Source organism: Billgrantia sp. C5P2 (assembly GCF_051062895.2).
In genome coordinates, this window is sequence record NZ_CM128542.1 from 4,452,831 (window position 1) to 4,469,806 (window position 16,976).

At 65.3% G+C, this 16,976-nt stretch carries 17 protein-coding genes; 15 read left to right on the forward strand and 2 right to left on the reverse strand.

Going from position 1 to position 16,976, the window contains the following annotated elements:
- Positions 1-35: 35 nt before the first annotated feature.
- Genes metX through ACRWQA_RS20760 form a run of 4 tightly spaced genes read left to right on the forward strand, consistent with a single transcriptional unit; the run spans position 36 to position 2,627 of the window.
- Positions 36-1,193 carry a homoserine O-succinyltransferase MetX gene (gene metX, locus ACRWQA_RS20745; protein ID WP_434231507.1) on the forward strand — a complete coding sequence of 386 codons (1,158 nt, stop codon included), beginning with the start codon at positions 36-38 and terminating at the stop codon, positions 1,191-1,193.
- Entirely contained in the window at positions 1,193-1,795 is a 603-nt protein-coding gene (metW, locus tag ACRWQA_RS20750) for a methionine biosynthesis protein MetW (RefSeq protein ID WP_263584027.1), read from the forward strand. Before metX ends, metW begins: the two co-directional genes overlap by 1 nt.
- Positions 1,796-1,832: 37 nt before the next feature.
- Positions 1,833-2,294, forward strand: coding sequence for a DUF4426 domain-containing protein (locus ACRWQA_RS20755; protein ID WP_434231509.1), 462 nt, complete (start codon positions 1,833-1,835; stop codon positions 2,292-2,294).
- A gap of 3 nt (positions 2,295-2,297) precedes the next feature.
- Positions 2,298-2,627, forward strand: coding sequence for a Rieske (2Fe-2S) protein (locus tag ACRWQA_RS20760; protein WP_263581605.1), 330 nt, complete (start codon positions 2,298-2,300; stop codon positions 2,625-2,627).
- Here the strand turns inward: ACRWQA_RS20760 and sfsA are convergent.
- Positions 2,586-3,344: a DNA/RNA nuclease SfsA gene (gene sfsA, locus ACRWQA_RS20765; RefSeq protein ID WP_263581606.1), complete on the reverse strand. Its 759-nt coding sequence runs from the start codon at positions 3,342-3,344 to the stop codon at positions 2,586-2,588. The two genes, ACRWQA_RS20760 and sfsA, sit on opposite strands and share 42 nt — an antisense overlap.
- Positions 3,345-3,355: 11 nt before the next feature.
- Positions 3,356-4,516 carry an aminotransferase class I/II-fold pyridoxal phosphate-dependent enzyme gene (locus tag ACRWQA_RS20770; protein WP_263581607.1) on the reverse strand — a complete coding sequence of 387 codons (1,161 nt, stop codon included), beginning with the start codon at positions 4,514-4,516 and terminating at the stop codon, positions 3,356-3,358.
- Between the two features lie 228 nt (positions 4,517-4,744).
- Between ACRWQA_RS20770 and dksA the strand changes: the two genes are divergently transcribed.
- The 11 genes from dksA to ACRWQA_RS20825 all read left to right on the forward strand — a co-directional run bounded on the left by dksA (position 4,745) and on the right by ACRWQA_RS20825 (position 16,911).
- Positions 4,745-5,182: an RNA polymerase-binding protein DksA gene (dksA, locus tag ACRWQA_RS20775; RefSeq protein ID WP_111415238.1), complete on the forward strand. Its 438-nt coding sequence runs from the start codon at positions 4,745-4,747 to the stop codon at positions 5,180-5,182.
- 87 nt (positions 5,183-5,269) lie between these two features.
- A complete protein-coding gene (gluQRS, locus tag ACRWQA_RS20780; RefSeq protein ID WP_263581608.1) occupies positions 5,270-6,148 on the forward strand; it encodes a tRNA glutamyl-Q(34) synthetase GluQRS in 879 nt (292 codons plus the stop codon).
- 9 nt (positions 6,149-6,157) lie between these two features.
- Positions 6,158-6,334, forward strand: a complete 177-nt coding sequence (locus ACRWQA_RS20785) for a hypothetical protein (RefSeq protein ID WP_197448823.1) — start codon at positions 6,158-6,160, stop codon at positions 6,332-6,334.
- Complete coding sequence (locus ACRWQA_RS20790) at positions 6,324-9,281, forward strand: ATP-binding protein (RefSeq protein WP_263581609.1); 2,958 nt, start codon at positions 6,324-6,326, stop codon at positions 9,279-9,281. The genes ACRWQA_RS20785 and ACRWQA_RS20790 overlap by 11 nt, the downstream gene beginning before the upstream one ends.
- Complete coding sequence (locus ACRWQA_RS20795) at positions 9,259-10,653, forward strand: sigma-54-dependent transcriptional regulator (protein ID WP_263581610.1); 1,395 nt, start codon at positions 9,259-9,261, stop codon at positions 10,651-10,653. The genes ACRWQA_RS20790 and ACRWQA_RS20795 overlap by 23 nt, the downstream gene beginning before the upstream one ends.
- 859 nt (positions 10,654-11,512) lie before the next feature.
- Entirely contained in the window at positions 11,513-12,916 is a 1,404-nt protein-coding gene (pcnB, locus tag ACRWQA_RS20800; RefSeq protein ID WP_263581611.1) for a polynucleotide adenylyltransferase PcnB, read from the forward strand.
- On the forward strand, positions 12,913-13,416 hold the full coding sequence (folK, locus tag ACRWQA_RS20805) for a 2-amino-4-hydroxy-6-hydroxymethyldihydropteridine diphosphokinase (protein ID WP_434231515.1): 504 nt from the start codon (positions 12,913-12,915) through the stop codon (positions 13,414-13,416). The genes pcnB and folK overlap by 4 nt, the downstream gene beginning before the upstream one ends.
- A 109-nt stretch (positions 13,417-13,525) precedes the next feature.
- A complete protein-coding gene (panB, locus tag ACRWQA_RS20810; protein ID WP_263581613.1) occupies positions 13,526-14,317 on the forward strand; it encodes a 3-methyl-2-oxobutanoate hydroxymethyltransferase in 792 nt (263 codons plus the stop codon).
- 31 nt (positions 14,318-14,348) lie between these two features.
- Entirely contained in the window at positions 14,349-15,197 is an 849-nt protein-coding gene (panC, locus tag ACRWQA_RS20815; protein WP_263581614.1) for a pantoate--beta-alanine ligase, read from the forward strand.
- A gap of 36 nt (positions 15,198-15,233) precedes the next feature.
- A complete protein-coding gene (gene panD / locus ACRWQA_RS20820) occupies positions 15,234-15,614 on the forward strand; it encodes an aspartate 1-decarboxylase (protein WP_263581615.1) in 381 nt (126 codons plus the stop codon).
- 121 nt (positions 15,615-15,735) lie between these two features.
- Positions 15,736-16,911 (forward strand): acetyl-CoA C-acetyltransferase, encoded by a 1,176-nt coding sequence (locus ACRWQA_RS20825; RefSeq protein ID WP_263581616.1) that lies wholly within the window; start codon positions 15,736-15,738, stop codon positions 16,909-16,911.
- Positions 16,912-16,976: the final 65 nt, after the last annotated feature.

The following is a 16,976-nucleotide window of genomic DNA, read 5'->3' on the forward strand; positions in this document are numbered from 1 at the left end:
ATGGCGAACCTCAACGACAGGACGTAGAACGACACATGCCCGAGTATCCCGATGACTCGGTCGGCCTGGTGACGCCGCAAACGGCGCACTTCGACGACCCCCTGGCCCTGGCCTGCGGCAGGATCTTGCCGGCCTACGATCTGGTCTATGAAACCTATGGTTCACTCAACGCGAAACGCTCCAACGCGGTGCTGATCTGCCACGCCCTGTCGGGACACCACCACGCCGCCGGCTACCATGGCGCCGACGAGCGCAAGCCGGGCTGGTGGGACGCCCACATCGGCCCGGGCAAGTCCATCGATACCAATCGTTTCTTCGTGGTCTCGCTGAACAACCTGGGCGGGTGCCACGGCAGTACCGGCCCGATCAGCATGAACCCGACCACCGGGCGCCAATGGGGACCCGATTTCCCCATGGTCACGGTGAGCGACTGGGTGCACAGCCAGGCGCGCCTGGCCGATCGACTGGGGATCGAGCGCTTCGCCGCGGTAGTCGGCGGCAGCCTGGGCGGCATGCAGGCGCTGCAGTGGGCCCGGATCTATCCCGAGCGGGTCGCCAATGCCGTGATCATCGCTGCCACCCCCAAGCTCTCGGCGCAGAACATCGCCTTCAACGAGGTGGCGCGCCAGGCGATCCGATCCGACCCTGACTTTCATGACGGCTGGTACGCCGAGCATGACACCGCTCCGCGACGCGGTCTCAAGCTGGCACGCATGGTGGGACACATCACCTACCTTTCGGAAGACGCCATGGGCAGCAAGTTCGGCCGCGACCTGCGCAGCCAGGACCTGAACTTCGGCTATGACGTCGAGTTCCAGGTCGAGTCCTACCTGCGCTACCAGGGCGATACCTTCTCCACCACCTTCGATGCCAACACCTACCTGCTGATGACCAAGGCGCTGGACTACTTCGATCCGGCGGCGGAGCACGGCGGCGTGCTGGCCGACGCCGTCGCGCCCTGCCAATGCCCCTTCCTGGTGGTGAGTTTCACCAGCGATTGGCGCTTCCCGCCATCGCGCTCGCGAGAGCTGGCCAATGCCCTGACCCGCGCCGGCAAGCCGGTGAGCTACGTCAACATCGACTCGCCTCACGGCCACGACGCCTTTCTGCTGCCGGAGCCGCGCTACCAGGCGGTGTTTGCCGCCTTCATGTCGCGAGCCTCCCGTGAGCTGGGCCTGAAGGAGTCCGCATGATGCGCGCCGACCTGGAACTGATCCATCGCTGGGTGCCCGAGGGTGCCCATATCCTCGACCTGGCCTGTGGCGACGGCATCCTGCTCGAGGCCCTGGCGCGGGACAAAGGCGTCACCGGTTACGGCCTGGAGATCGATCCCGACGGCATCACCGCCTGTATCGCCAAGGGAGTCAGCGTGCTCGAACAAAACCTCGACGAGGGCCTGGTCAACTTCGAGGACGACACCTACGACCTGGTGGTCATGACCCAGGCGCTGCAGGCGCTGCGCCGCCCCGACCGCATGCTCGACGAGATGCTGCGCGTGGCCGACGAATGCATCATCACTTTTCCCAACTTCGCCTACTGGCGACATCGGGTACACTTGGGCATTCGCGGCTACATGCCGGTCTCCAAGTCGCTGCCCCATGCCTGGTACGATACCCCCAACATTCACCTGTCGACCTTCAACGACTTCGAGCACCTGTGTCGTGAGAAGGGGCTGCGAATTACCGACCGGGCCGTGGGGATCGGCGATCATGAAGGCCACTGGGCCACACGACTATGGCCCAATCTGTTCGGCGAGATCGCGATCTTTCGCGTCGAGCGCCAGAGTCGCCAATGACAACCAGCCGTCGATCGGTATGTCCAAGGAGAGCGCCGTGCTGAAACGCTTCGTGTCGTGCCATCGTGCTCTGGCCATTGCCCTGCTGCTGGGGCTGCTGCCGCTTTCTGGCCAGGCCCAGCAATTCGAGCAGGTCGGCGACTACCAGATTCACTACAGCGCCGTGAGCACCAACTTCCTGCCTCAGTCCGTGGCCGAGGCTCATGGCATCCAGCGCAGTCCGGCCATGGCGCTGCTCAATGTCAGCGTGCTCGAGGAGGTCGACGGAGAGCTGCGCCCGGTCAACGCACCGGTCAGCGGCACGTTCGGCGAGGTTCAGGATAGCGAGCGCACGCCGCTCTCCTTCCGCACCCTGCGCAGCGGCGAGACACAGTCACAGGTGGCGGTGTTCCGCATCCGCGAAGACACGCCGATGCACTTCACCCTCGAGGTGAGCTACGACCGCAACCGTGAGCCGGCCGAGGTGAGCTTCATCCAGCGCTTTCACATCGACCGCTGAACCATGGCCGCCATCCTCGCCCACCTGCATGACCTCGATGCCGCCCCCTCACGCGGCGTCACGCTACCCGATGGGAGGGATGCCTTCCTCGTGCGCGTGCACGGCCGGGTCAGCGCCTTCGTCAATCGCTGCCCGCACCAGCAGGTGCCGTTGAACCTGCCGGACGGGGCGTTTCTCGACGCGGGCGGCGAGCTGGTCCAGTGCGGCATGCACGGGGCGCTGTTCCTGCCCGAAAGCGGCGAGTGCGTGTTCGGCCCCTGCCAGGGCCGCTTCCTGGAGCCCGTGGCGATCTCAATCGACGCCGAGGGCAATGTCTACTTGGCGAGTAAGTGACACCGAAAGCCGGGCGCTCAGGGTGATCGACACCGGCCGGCCCTCGCGCCAGCCGATCTCGCAGCCATGGGCCATGACTTCCACGCCTCGCTCGGCCACGGCCTTCAGCGTGGCAGCATAGAGCGGATCGAGGTGCGCCGCCGGTGCCACGTCGCGGATGCCGGTATGCGCCACGCAAAACAACAGCACGGCGCGCTGGCCCCGCTCGGCGAGGGCCGCAAGCGCCAGCAGGTGCTTGCGCCCGCGCTCGCTCACCGCATCGGGAAAATAGCCGTGGCCGTCGAATTCCTTGAGGGTCACCTGCTTGACCTCGACGAAGGCGGTGCCCTTGACGGGGTCATCGAGGCGAAAGTCGAGTCGCGCACCCTCCACCTTGGCCTCGCGTTTCAGCGTGGCGTAGCCGGTCAGGGCCGGCACGCGCCCGGCGTGCAGCGCCTCTTCGACGATACGGTTGGTACGTCCGGTATGCACCGAGGCCAGCGCCACGCTGCCGTCGGGCTGGGTCAGCTCGATCAGTTCCCAGGTCCAGGCCAGCTTGCGCGCCGGGTTGCCGCTCGGCGCCAGCCACACGCGGCAGCCGGGCACGTTCACCGCCCGCATCGAGCCGGTATTGGGACAGTGCGCCACCACCTCACGGCCATCGTCGAGGCGCACGTCGGCCAGGAAGCGCTTGTAGCGGCGTAGCAGTACGCCTGGGACCAGGGCGGGGTATTGCACAAAGACGCTCCCTATTGCCGCGCCAGAAAGCGCTCGAGACGGCTTACCGCCTCCTCCAGGCGGGAAATACCGGTGGTGAAGGCGATACGCACGTGGTACTCGCCGCCACTCACGGCGAAGTCGACCCCGGGCGTGATGGCGACGTTCTCCTCCTCCAGCAGGCGCTGACAGAAGACCTGGCTGTCGCTGCTGTAGCGCGAGATATCGAGCCACAGGTAGAAGGCACCCTGGGGCGGCAGCGACGGCGCCAGGTCCAGCCGGGCCAGACCGGCCAGCAGCGCATCGCGGCGACGACCCAGCTCGCGGCGGCGCTCCTCGAGCAAGTCATGACATTCAGGCGTAAAGGCCGCCAATGCCGCATGCTGGGCCGGGGTGGGGGCGGCGAGGAAGACGTTCTGAGCCAGCCGGATCAGCGGCTCCACCGCATCTTCCGGTGCCAGAAGCCAGCCCAGGCGCCAGCCGGTCATGCCGAAGTACTTGGAGAAGCTGTTGACCACGAAGGCGCCGGACGTGAGCGACGCCACCGACAGCGGCTCGATGTCGTAGCTGAGCCCCTGGTAGATCTCGTCCACCAGCAGATGGCCGCCCTTGGCCGCCACCGTGTCGATGACACGCTTCAACTGTGCCTCATCGAGCATATGGCCGGTGGGGTTGGAGGGCGTGGCCAGCATCGCCAGCCGCGTGGTATCGCGCCAGTGATGGGCGACGAGGTCGGCGTCAAGCTGCCAGCCGCTCTCCAGGCCCACGGGAACGGTATCCACTTCGGCGCCGGCCAGGGCCATGAAATGCCGGTTGCAGGGGTAGTTGGGGTCGGCCATCAGCACCCGGTCGCCGGGGCCGACCAACAGCTGGCTGGCAAGCAGCAGCGCCCCGGAGGCGCCGGGTGTGACCAGGATACGCCGGGGGTCGACGTCGGCGCCGAAGTGCTCGCCGTAGTGGCCGGCGATCGCCTTGCGCAGTGCCGGCAGCCCTGCGGCCGGGCTGTAGCGCGTGTATCCTGCCGACAGCGCCGCCTGCCCGGCCGCCACCACCGGCTCGGGTGTGGGGAAGTCGGGCTCGCCCACCTCGAGATGGATGACGTCATGGCCGGCTGCCTCGCGCGCCTGGGCGGCTTCCAGCAGACTCATCACACGGAAGGGTGCAACGCGACCAACGCGTGGATTCCACGACATGACAAACTCCCAAACGCAAGACAGATGGCCGTTGGTGGGCACTTTTCCCCTTTCCACGGTCAAAAAACCATACCATCGATTTGACCTGCAGGGAGGCCTCGATCGTTCTCGGTAGGTATTGCAAAACTCGTCGAATTCCGATAAACAAGCATGCCTTTGGCGTGAGATACCTTGCACCACGTTGCGGCGGGTATTGATCAGCAGTCACTCAAGTAATGAGGCAGTCCCATGCCAGTAGCAGACAAGAAAGCGGAAGCGCCCAAAAAGTTCACCCCGTACGAGGCGGCACCGGGTGAAGAGTACATGAACGAGCAGCAGCTTGAGCACTTCCGACAGATCCTGCTGGGCTGGAAACAGGAGCTCATGGAAGAAGTCGATCGCACGGTGCGCCACCTGCAGGAAGAGGCGAACAACTATGCCGATCCCGCGGACCGGGCGACCCAGGAAGAGGGCTTCAGCCTGGAGCTGCGGACCCGCGACCGCGAGCGCAAGCTGCTCAAGAAGATCAACGAGACGCTAGAGAAGATCGATGAGGACGATTATGGCTTCTGCGAAGCCTGTGGCGTCGAGATCGGCATCCGTCGCCTGGAGGCTCGCCCCACCGCCACGCTGTGCGTCGATTGCAAGACCCTGGCCGAACTCAAGGAAAAGCAGCTCGGCGGCTGATGCTGGCGTGGTACGCCTCGCTCTCCTTCGCAACGGGCACCGCTGGGTGCCCGTTTGCGTGTCGGCTCCCGCTGCCAGGAGCCAGCCATGACCGGCTATCGCGGTCGTTTCGCGCCTACGCCATCCGGTCCGCTGCATTTCGGCTCGCTGATCGCCGCCCTGGCCAGTTTTCTCGACGCGCGCAGGGCCGGTGGCGAGTGGCTCGTACGCATCGAGGACATCGATCCACCACGCTGCCCGGCGGGAGCTGCCGATACCATCCTGCGCCAACTCGAGGCCTTCGGCCTGCATTGGGATGGCTCCGTGCTTTGGCAAAGCGACCGCGCCTCCGCCTACGCTACTGCGCTCGAACGGCTGAAGGCGCGAGGCCTGGCCTATCCCTGTAGCTGCTCACGCAAGCAGTGGCGCGAGTACCCGATCTATCCCGGGTGGTGTCGTGAAGGCGTGCTCGAGCCGGGCAAGCCGGTGGCCTGGCGGCTGCGCAGCGACCTCGGCCTGCGCCCGGTAATGTGGCACGACCGGCTGTTCGGTGAGCAGCGCTTCGACCCGGCAGAACTCGGCGACGTGGTCCTGCGGCGCAAGGATGGCTTGTGGGCCTATCAGCTCGCCGTGGTAGTGGACGATGCCGACCAGGGCATCAGCGATGTGGTCCGCGGCTTCGACCTGCTCGACAACACGCCCTGGCAGCGTCAGCTGCAGCATGCGCTGGACCTGCCCGAGCCTCGCTACCTGCATCTGCCCTTGATCGTCAATCATGAAGGTCAGAAGCTGTCCAAGCAGAACCTGGCCCCGGCATTACCGCTGGAGGAGAAGATGGTGCGCCCATTGCTCCATCGTGCGTTGGTGGCACTCGATCAGGCACCGCCCTTCGAGCTGGCCACGGCGCCGGTAGCCGAGCAGCTCGCCTGGGCCAGCGGCCACTGGGAGCCACGCCGCATCTGCCCCGAAGCCCACCGCAGGGAGTGAGGAGCGTTCATGTACGTCTATCGCATCATGCTGTTCCTGGTCTTCGGCGGCTACCTGCTGTCGCCGCTGCTGATGAGCGGCTGGTCGAGCCCCGGCGTGGCCTGGTATCGCCCCTTCGCCATCTGGGGCGTGCTGATCGCCCTGACGCTGTGGCTGGAGCAGAAGAGGAAGCTCGATGAGCGCTAGCCTGGTCGGCGTCTTCGCCCTCGGCGGTGGCTACCTGCTGCTGATGTTCCTCTGCGCGCTGGCGGTGGAGCGAGGCTGGCTCAGCCGCCGCGTGACGCGTCATCCCGCGATCTACACCCTGGCACTCGGCGTTTACGCCAGTGCCTGGGCGATCTACGGCAGCCTGGAGCTGGCAGCCGGCTCGGGCTATGGCTATCTGGCCTACTACCTGGGTGTGGCGGGTGCCTTCCTGCTGGCGCCGGTACTGCTGGTACCGATCCAGCGCATGACCCGCACCCACCAGCTCGCTTCGCTGGCCGACCTGTTCGCCTTCCGCTTCCGCTCGCGCTGGGTCGGCACTCTCATCACCGTGATCAGCCTGCTGGCCGTGATGCCCCTGTTGGCGCTGCAGGTCCAGACCCTGGGCGATGCCATCCACCTGATGACCGGCGCCGCCTCACCGTCCCTGCTCGCCCTGGTCCTGTGTCTGCTGATCGCACTGTTCGCGATGATCTTCGGCACCCGTCACGACAAGGGGGCCGTGAGGCACGACACATTGCTGGCCGTGATTGCGCTCACCTCGGTGGTCAAGCTCGTCGCCATGCTGGCGCTGGGTGCGTTCGCCCTGTTCGTGGTCTTCGACGGTCCTGCCGACCTGCAGACCTGGCTGGATGGGCCCGGACAGGTCTATCAGGCGAGCGTGGTACAGCCGGACGCAGCCCACTGGCGCACCCTGCTGTTGCTGTTCTTCGCCGCCGCACTGCTGATGCCGCACATCTTCCACGTCACCTTTGCCGAGACCCTCACGCGGCACACCCTGCTGCAGGCGAGCTGGTCGCTGCCGCTGTTCCTGCTGCTGATGGCGATCCCGGTGCCGCTGATCCTGTGGGCGGGTCAACGGCTGGGTAGCCATGAGGTGATCGGTGCCGCCTACCTGGCCTTCGGCCTGTCCGACGCGTTCTGGGTCCAGGCACTGGCCTTCCTTGCCGGCCTGGCCGCCACCAGCGGCACCATGGTGATCATTGCCATGGCGCTGTCGGGCATGATCCTCAACCATGTGCTGCTGGTGGCTCACCCACCCGAGGCCCAGCCCAACCTCTACCGCTGGCTGCGCTGGCTGCGCCGAGCGCTGATGACCACGGTGATCCTCGGCGGCTGGCTGTTCTACCGCACGGTGGGCGTCCACCACGACCTGACAACGCTGGGGCTGGCAGCCTTCGTCGGCATGGCCCAGTGCCTGCCGGGATTGCTGGCGCTGCTCTACTGGCCGGGGGCCAATCGCAAGGGCATGGTCTCGGGCCTGCTCGTCGGTGTACTGATCTGGCTCGCCGGCCTGTGGCTGCCGCTACTCACGGGCCTGCCCACCTTGATCCTGATCCCCCCGGGCCTGGAACTGCTCGTCGGCGAACCCAACTGGTACGTGGTGACGCTGGTGTCACTGGCGCTCAACGTCCTCGTCTTCATCATCGTCTCGCTGGCCACGCCGACTTCCGAGGGTGAACGCGCCGCCGCCGAGGCGTGCTCGGTGGATGCCGTGATAAGACCCAAGCGGCTGCCGCTGCTCGCCACCACCGGGGAGGAATTCAAGCAACCGCTGGCCCAGGCGCTGGGCGAGGACGTCGCACAGCGCGAAGTGGAGCGCGCGCTCACCGACCTCGGCATGTCACCGCTCGACGGGCGCCCCTATGCCCTGCGCCGACTGCGCGACCGCATCCAGGCCAACCTTTCCGGGCTGATGGGCCCCTCGGTCGCCCAGGACATCGTCGATCGCTACCTGCCCTACCGGCGCAGCGGCCAGGAGCCCACCGACGACATTCACTTCGTCGAGAGCCGGCTCGAAGCCTACCGCTCGCGGCTTACCGGGCTCGCCCGCGAGCTCGATGGCCTGCGCCGCTACCATCGCCGCATCCTCGCCCGTCTACCCGTGGGTCTGTGCGCCTTCGGCGTCGATGACGAGCTGCTGATGTGGAACGATGCCTTGGCGGAGCTTTCCGGTATCGACGGTGCGAGCGTCGTGGGGTCGCGCCGCGACGGCTTGCCGGCTCCTTGGGGGGAACTGCTGGGACGCGCTCTGGGCGAGTCCAGCGCTCCTCTCTACAAACAGCCGGTCGAACTCAAGCGGGGAACACGCTACCTGACACTACATCGCGCCGAGCTGCAGGCCGACGACGATGTGCGCGGAGGAACCGTGATCCTGATCGAGGATCACAGCGAAATGAAGTGGCTAGAGGACGAATTGGTTCACGCCGCACGCCTGGCCTCGATCGGCCAGTTGGCCGCCGGAGTCGCCCACGAGATCGGCAATCCCATTACCGGCATTTCCTCACTGGCCCAGAACCTGCGCTACGACACCGACGATCCCCAACTGCTCGAGACCGCGGGGCAGATCCAGCAGCTCACTGACCGCGTCTCGCGGATCGTCTCCTCACTGGTCGGCTTCGCCCACGGCGGCCGCCATGTTGCGGGACAGGCCTTCGCCCCGGTGCCGATCGCCGCCGTCACCGACGAGGCGCTGCACTTGATCCACCTGGCCCGCTCGGGGGAGGATGTCCGTTACCGTAATCTCTGTTCCGCGGAACTCGAAGTACTCGGCGACGCCCAGCGACTCCAGCAGATCATGGTCAACCTGCTGAGCAATGCGCGTGACGCCAGCGAGCCGGAAGGAGAGGTGGTCATCGATGCCGAGCCGGAAGGCGACATGTTGAAGGTCACCGTCACCGACGAGGGGCATGGGCTCGACGATCGGGTTCGCGAGCACCTCTTCGAACCCTTCACCACCACCAAACCGCCGGGTGAAGGCACAGGACTCGGCTTGCCGCTGGTCTACAGCATCATTGCCGAGCATCATGGCAGGATCGAAATCGAATCACCGCCCCCAGGGCAGGAACGCGGCACCCGCATCTGCCTGTGGCTGCCCACCGAACGAAAGGATGGTGAACATACCGATGAGCCGGATTCTGATCGTTGAAGACGAAGCCATCATCCGTACGGCGCTGCGCAGACTGCTGGAGCGTCACGCTTATGAGGTCAGCGAGGCCGGCTGCGTAGACGAGGCACTGGCCCTGGAGCCCCGCGGCTTCGACCTGGTGATCAGCGACCTGCGCCTACCCGGAGAGCCCGGCACCGACCTGATCGAGCACGCCGCACCGGTGCCGGTATTGATCATGACCAGCTATGCCAGCATGCGCTCGGCGGTGGAGTCACTGAAGCAGGGTGCCGTCGACTACGTGGCCAAGCCCTTCGACCACGACGAGCTGCTGGAAACCGTGTCCCGCGTACTCCACCAGCAGTCTGCGCATCGCGCCCCGCCACCCGACATCACCGATGCCGGCGGCTCGCGCCAGCAGATGATCGGCGAATGCCCAGCCATGCAGTCTGTCTACACGCGCATTCGCAAGACCGCGCCGGCCGACGTCACCGTGCTGATCCAGGGCGAATCCGGAACCGGCAAGGAGCTGGTGGCGCGAGCCATTCACCAGCAAAGCCAACGCATTCATGCGCCGCTCATCTGCGTCAACTGTGCCGCCATTCCCGAAACTCTGATCGAATCGGAGCTGTTCGGCCACGAGAAGGGAGCCTTCACCGGCGCCAGTGCCGCTCGCACCGGCCTGGTGGAAGCTGCCGACGGCGGCACCCTGTTCCTCGACGAGATCGGCGAGTTGCCGCTGGATGCCCAGGCCCGCCTACTGCGCGTGCTGCAGGAAGGCGAGATTCGCCGCATCGGCTCGGTGGAAACCCGCCATGTCGACGTGCGCCTGATCGCCGCCACCCACCGCGACCTGAGGGCCTTGTCCAAGACCGGCGAATTCCGCCTCGACCTCTACTACCGGCTCAACGTGATGCAGATCGACCTGCCTCCGCTGCGCGAGCGCGAGGACGATATCCTGCTGATCGCTGAAGTGCTGCTGGAAAAGGCCTGCCGGCGCCACCGCCGAGACGGGCTGCGCCTGTCACGGGCGGCGCACCGCGAAATTCGCGATTACCCATGGCCCGGCAATGTTCGGGAACTCGAGAACGCTCTCGAGCGTGGCGTCATCCTGGCCGAAGGCCATCTGATCCATCCCGACGATCTGGGGCTGCACCCGAGCTCGGCCCCCCCTTCACGCAGCATCGTCGAACCCCGGACAATGCCCACCGACCCGCAGCGGGACGAGGAAGAGGACGACGAAGAGGATCTCTCGCTCGAAGACTACTTCCAGCACTTCGTGCTGGAGCATCAGGATCACATGAGCGAGACCGAGCTCGCCCAGAAGCTGGGAATCAGCCGCAAATGTCTTTGGGAACGGCGTCAGCGCCTGGGTATTCCGCGCAAGAAGCAGGCCCGGCGAAGCAGCGCCTGACACTGAAACACCTCCCCCTACGACTAACGTCCAAGCGCCTCGGCCAGCTCGTCGAAGGCGCTTTTTCATGCCCCGCCGAACTCATTTGCACCAGGTGTTACCTTCCCACCCAGAATTTGCCCCGACATGGCGCAGCAGGGGTAACACATTTGCCATGCCGAGCTGAGGCGCACCACAGGCTAACTCTCAAGCCATTGTTTGTTTGTGGGTTTCGACCACCTTGGCATGTGCCGTGCAATATCCAAGGCAAGAAAAACAACATCCGGCTGCCACCCGAGTCGACAACAATAACAAGACATCAGGGAAGGCAGGGCCTGCGCCAATAACAACAACTGGCAGGCTATGAAGAGGATGCGGCTAGGGGCAACAACGACAAAACGCCCCAGAGAAGCCGCCCTTCGCTTTGTTTGTCCAACAACAACAAGACCTGAGCGAAGCACCGGATCCATCAGGACGCGACGCGCCAACCCCGGCCTCCAACAAGAACAACGGCCGCAAAAGCGCACCTTCGGCAATAACATCAACAAGCCGAAGGCAGGCATACCTCCTGTGCCGTCGTGGTTGGATTATTGTTTTGAATACGAGGCGGTCGCAACCAGGAACGTCAACAATCACAACAACATTGTTGCCTGTGACTCTTGGTGACTGTGGTGCGTATTCAAGGCGATGCGCCATCACGAAGAAGAAACAGCCGCAAGGACGCAGCACCGTTTAGCTTGTCAGAGGAGGCCCAACGGCCTCCTCTTTTGCTTTGTGTTCTCCTGCCAGTTCCTTGCGGCGAATTCGTCCGCCGCTTTGCAAGGTGTCGGTGGTCGGCTACACTCTACAACTTTCGCACACTGCGAGTCGAAATCACCGCATGTTCAAAGGATTTACCCGCTTTCTGCAGAGCCCTGGCACACACCTCAGGACACTCTTCGGCCCCCAGGATGCCTCCGGAGGGCAGGCCGGCCCTCGAATCATCCCTCGCGATCAGCATCCCGTTTCGCGTCAGCACTTCAGCGAATCGGCCCTGAAGGTACTCTATCGTCTGCATAACGCCGGGTTCGAGGCCTACCTGGTGGGCGGCTGTATTCGCGACTCCTTGCTCGGCAGGATGCCCAAGGATTTCGATGTCGCGACGAATGCCACGCCTGAACAGGTGCGGGAGCTGTTTCGCAACTCTCGCATCATCGGCCGGCGTTTTCGCATCGTGCATGTGCGTTTCGGCCGCGAAGTCATCGAAGTGACCACCTTTCGCGGCACCCACGGCGACGACCACGGCGACCACATTGCCCAGCAATCGGAACATGGCCTGCTGCTGCGCGACAACGTATGGGGCAACATTCAGGAAGATGCCATTCGCCGCGACTTTACCGTCAACGCGATCTACTACAGCATCGCCGATTTCTCCATCCATGACTTTGCCGACGGCATGCACGATATCGAGTCGCGCACCCTGCGCCTGATCGGTGATCCTGCCGTTCGCTACCGTGAGGATCCGGTACGCATGCTGCGTGCGGTTCGCTTCGCGGCCAAGCTCGATTTCCATATCGCTCCGGACTCGGAAGCACCGATCGGCAAACTGGCCCCGCTGCTGCTGCAGATTCCTCCTGCCCGGCTGTTCGACGAAGTGCTCAAGCTGTTCATGGCCGGCCATGGCGTGGAAACCTTCCGCCTGCTGCTCCACTACGGCCTGTTCGCCATGCTCTTCCCCGAGACCGACGAGGCCATGGCCGAATTGCCCTGGGCGGAATCACTCATCGAGCAGGCCCTGGCCAGCACCGACCGACGGATCCACGAAGAGAAACCGGTGACCCCGGCCTTTCTTTTCGCCGCCCTGCTGTGGGGGCCCGTCCAGCACCGTCAGGCGGCGCTGGAAGCCGAGGGCATGCCACCCATACCAGCGCTGCAGCTCGCTTCACAGCAGGTCCTGTCGCGCCAATTGAAGCATATCTCGATTCCCAAACGCTTCAGCATGCCGATGCGCGACATCTGGGACCTGCAGCAACGCCTGCCCCAACGACGCGGCAAGCGCGCCCTGCAGACCCGCGAGCATCCACGCTTCCGTGCCGCCTACGACTTCCTGCTGCTGCGCGAGGCCGCTGGCGAGATCGAGCCCGGTCTCGGCGAATGGTGGACGGCCTATCAGGAGGGTGACGAGCACGAGCAGAGGCGGCTGCTGGAGAAGGCCGGTGCCGACACCGGCCCTCCCGGTGACAACAGCCCGCGTCGCCGGCGCCCCCGCAAGCGTCGTCGGCGTGGTCCCCCCAACCCTTCATGACACCGCTAGTCCACGTGTATGTCGGGCTCGGTAGCAATCTCGACGACCCCGCCGATCAGGTCCGCCGCGCGCTAGATGAACTCGACTCCCTACCGCTGACCCGGTGCCTGGCTGCATCGCGGCTGTATGCCAGCCGTCCGGTCGGCCCTCAGGACCAGCCGGACTTCATCAATGCCGTCGCGCATCTAGGCACCCGGCTTTCCCCCCTCGCCCTGCTCGACCAACTGCAAGCGCTGGAACAGCGTCACCGGCGGATTCGCCAGCGTCACTGGGGACCCCGCACCCTGGATCTCGACCTGCTACTGTACGGTAACGAGACCCTGACATTGCCACGGCTACAAGTGCCGCACCCTGAAATGACAGCCCGTGCCTTCGTGCTGTTGCCTCTTGCCGAGCTGTCGCCGCGCCTGCCGCTACCCGACGGGCGTCGCATCGCGGAGCTGGCGGGAGCGCTTGCTACGCCTGGCGAGATCGAAGTGTTACCTGAGAACGCGAACTGAGGAGCGAGGTGTTACCAGTCGACACGACCGTCTTATTCTGGTAACAATCACGCGCAGCACCGGCGCCAAGGCTCCACGCCGGTCGCCCGAGACACAACGAGAGCACGCCATGAAAACCATCACGCTAAGCACACTGCAGGCCTACAAGCGCGCAGGTGAGACCTTCAGCTGCCTGACTGCCTACGATGCCTCCTTCGCGCGCACCGCCGCCGAAGCGGGTATCGAAGTGCTGCTGGTCGGCGATTCGCTGGGCATGGTCTTGCAGGGCCACGCCAGCACCCTCCCGGTGACCCTCGACGATATTTGTTACCACACTCGCTGCGTGGCACGCGCCAAGGACACGAGCCTGTTGATGGTGGACCTGCCATTCATGAGCAATGCCAGCACCGATCGACTGCTGAACGATGCCGGCGAGCTGATGCGCGCCGGTGCCGAGCTGGTGAAGGTGGAAGGCGAGGCGTGGATGGCCGAAGGCATTCGCGAAATGACCCGCCGCGGTGTGCCCGTGTGCGCCCACCTGGGCCTGACACCCCAGACGGTCTACCAGCTCGGTGGCTACAAGGTCCAGGGTCGCGACGCCGAGCGCGCCGCACAGATCCTCGAGGACGCCCGTACCCTGGTCGACGCCGGGGCTTCGGTCATTCTGCTCGAGTGCGTGCCGGCAAGCCTCGGCCGCGCGATCACCGAGGCCCTCGACGTGCCCGTGATCGGCATCGGTGCCGGCCCGGACACCGACGGCCAGATTCTCGTCATGCACGACGTGCTCGGTGTCACCCATGGCCGCACGCCGCGCTTCGTCAAGAACTTCATGGCCGAGGCCGACGACATCGCCGGCGCCTTCCGTCGTTATCATGAGGACGTCAAAGCGCGCCGCTTCCCGGCCGAGGAGCACAGCTTCTAGTTCCGCTCGTTCCAATCCAGGAGGCCCGCTGATGCGTACTCTGCGAGACATTCCTGCGCTGCGTGAGATTCTCGGCGAATATCGCCATCGAGGACAGCGCATCGGCCTCGTGCCGACCATGGGCAACCTGCACGACGGACACCTGTCGCTGGTGGACGCCGCCCAGCAGCATGCCGACGTTGTCGTGGCCACCATTTTCGTCAACCCGCTTCAGTTCGGTGCGGGCGAGGATCTCGATGCCTATCCGCGCACCCTGGCCGACGATCAGGCGAAGCTCGAGGCGGCCGGCTGCGATCTGCTGTTCACTCCCACGGTGACCACGCTCTACCCCCGCGGGCTGGACAACCAGACCCGCGTTTGCGTTCCCGCCGTCAGCGAAGGGCTGTGCGGCGGCTCACGGCCCGGCCATTTCGACGGTGTCTCCACCGTGGTCAGCATCCTGTTCAACCTGGTGCAGCCCGACGTGGCCTGCTTCGGCGAGAAGGATTATCAACAGCTGGCGGTGATCCGCAAACTGGTCGAGGACCTGCATTTCCCCATCGAGATCGTCGGCGTTCCCATCGTACGTGCAGAAGATGGCCTGGCGCTCTCCTCGCGCAACGGCTACCTCGACACCGCCGAGCGTGCCACGGCACCCGAGCTGCAGCGCATCCTGACCACGCTGCGCGTGGCACTCGAGGCCGGCGAGCCCGTCGATGCCACCCTGGAAACCGGCATGGCCCGGCTGCGCACGGCCGGTTTCGAGCCCGACTACCTGGAGCTGCGAGCCGCCGACCTGGGGCCGGCCACCCCCACTACCCGCGAGGCCGTCCTGCTTGCGGCCGCCCGCCTGGGCAAGACCCGCCTGATCGACAACCTGACCCTGACCCTGCCGCGCTGAGGCGGCGTTCGTACGCACCCGGAGGAAGAAGCCCGCATGTTCACCGTCATGCTCAAGGCCAAGCTGCACATGGCCCGCGTCACCCATGCCGTGCTCAACTACGAAGGCTCCTGCGCCATCGACGGCGAGTTGCTGGACATGTCCGGCATCCGCGAGAACGAGCAGATCCAGATCTACAACGTCGAGAACGGCCAGCGCTTCACCACCTATGCCATACGGGCCGAAGAGGGTTCCCGGGTCATCTCGATCAACGGCGCCGCCGCTCACCTGGCCGGCCCCGGCGACCGCGTGATCATTTGCAGCTATGCTCATTACAGCGAGGCCGAACTGGATAACCATCATCCGAGCCTCGTCTATCTGCAGGAGGGTAATGTCGTCAGCCATACCAGCCATGCCATTCCCGTCCAGTTCGCCTGACGGCCAGCGGCACGGTTGGCGACACGTGAGAGGGGCCATTTCCCGATGAGGCATTGTCGCAGCGCACAATAGTCGCCTATGCTGGTCCCTCAGCGTCCGTGAACGACTCAGGAGAATTCCAATGCAAGATGTGGTGATCGTTGCCGCTCGCCGTACCGCCATCGGCTCCTTCGGGGGGTCGCTTGCCGGCATCCCTGCCAGCGACCTCGGTGCGTTGGTAATCAAGGACATCCTGGCCTCCACCGGTGTGGCCCCCGACCAGGTCGACGAGGTGCTGCTCGGCCAGGTGCTCACCGCCGGTGTGGGCCAGAACCCGGCGCGTCAGGCCGCCATCAAGGCCGGCCTGCCCGCGGCCGTACCCGCCATGACCATCAACAAGGTGTGCGGCTCCGGCCTCAAGGCGCTGCATCTGGCGACCCAGGCGATCCGCTGCGGCGACGCCGAGCTGATCCTCGCCGGCGGCCAGGAGAACATGTCCGCCTCGCCCCACGTACTGCCCAATTCGCGCAACGGCCAGCGCATGGGCGACTGGAAGGCCATCGACACCATGGTCCACGACGGCCTGTGGGACGCCTTCAACAACTTCCACATGGGTATCACCGCCGAGAACCTGGCCGAGAAGTACGCTATCACCCGCGAGGCCATGGACGAGTTCGCCGCCGCCTCCCAGCAGAAGGCCGCCGCGGCCATCAAGGAGGGCCGCTTCAAGGGCCAGATCGTTCCCGTGGAGATTCCCCAGCGCAAGGGCGACCCGGTGATCTTCGACACCGACGAGAACCCGCGCGAAGTCACCGCCGAAAAACTCGGCACCATGAAACCCGCCTTCAAGAAGGACGGCACCGTCACCGCCGGCAACGCCTCCTCGCTCAACGACGGCGCTGCTGTGGTAATGATCTGCTCCGCCGACAAGGCGCGCGAACTCGGCCTCGAGCCGCTGGCGCGCATCGCCGCCTACTCCAATGCCGGTGTCGACCCGGCGATCATGGGCATTGGCCCGGCGCCGGCCACCCGCCGTTGCCTGGAGAAGGCCGGCTGGAGCCTGGACGATCTCGACCTGGTCGAGGCCAACGAGGCCTTTGCCGCCCAGGCGCTCTCGGTCAACAAGGAACTCGGCTGGGATGTCTCCAAGGTCAACGTCAACGGCGGCGCCATTGCCCTGGGCCACCCGATCGGCGCCTCCGGCTGCCGCGTGCTGGTCTCCCTGCTGCACGAGATGATCGCCCGCGACGCCAAGAAGGGCCTGGCCACGCTGTGTATCGGTGGCGGCCAAGGCGTTGCCCTGGCGATTGAAAGGTAAAGTCGCTGCGCTAGCAGCGTGACGGCAATCAAAAAAACCGCCCCCATGGCATGGCCATGGGGGCG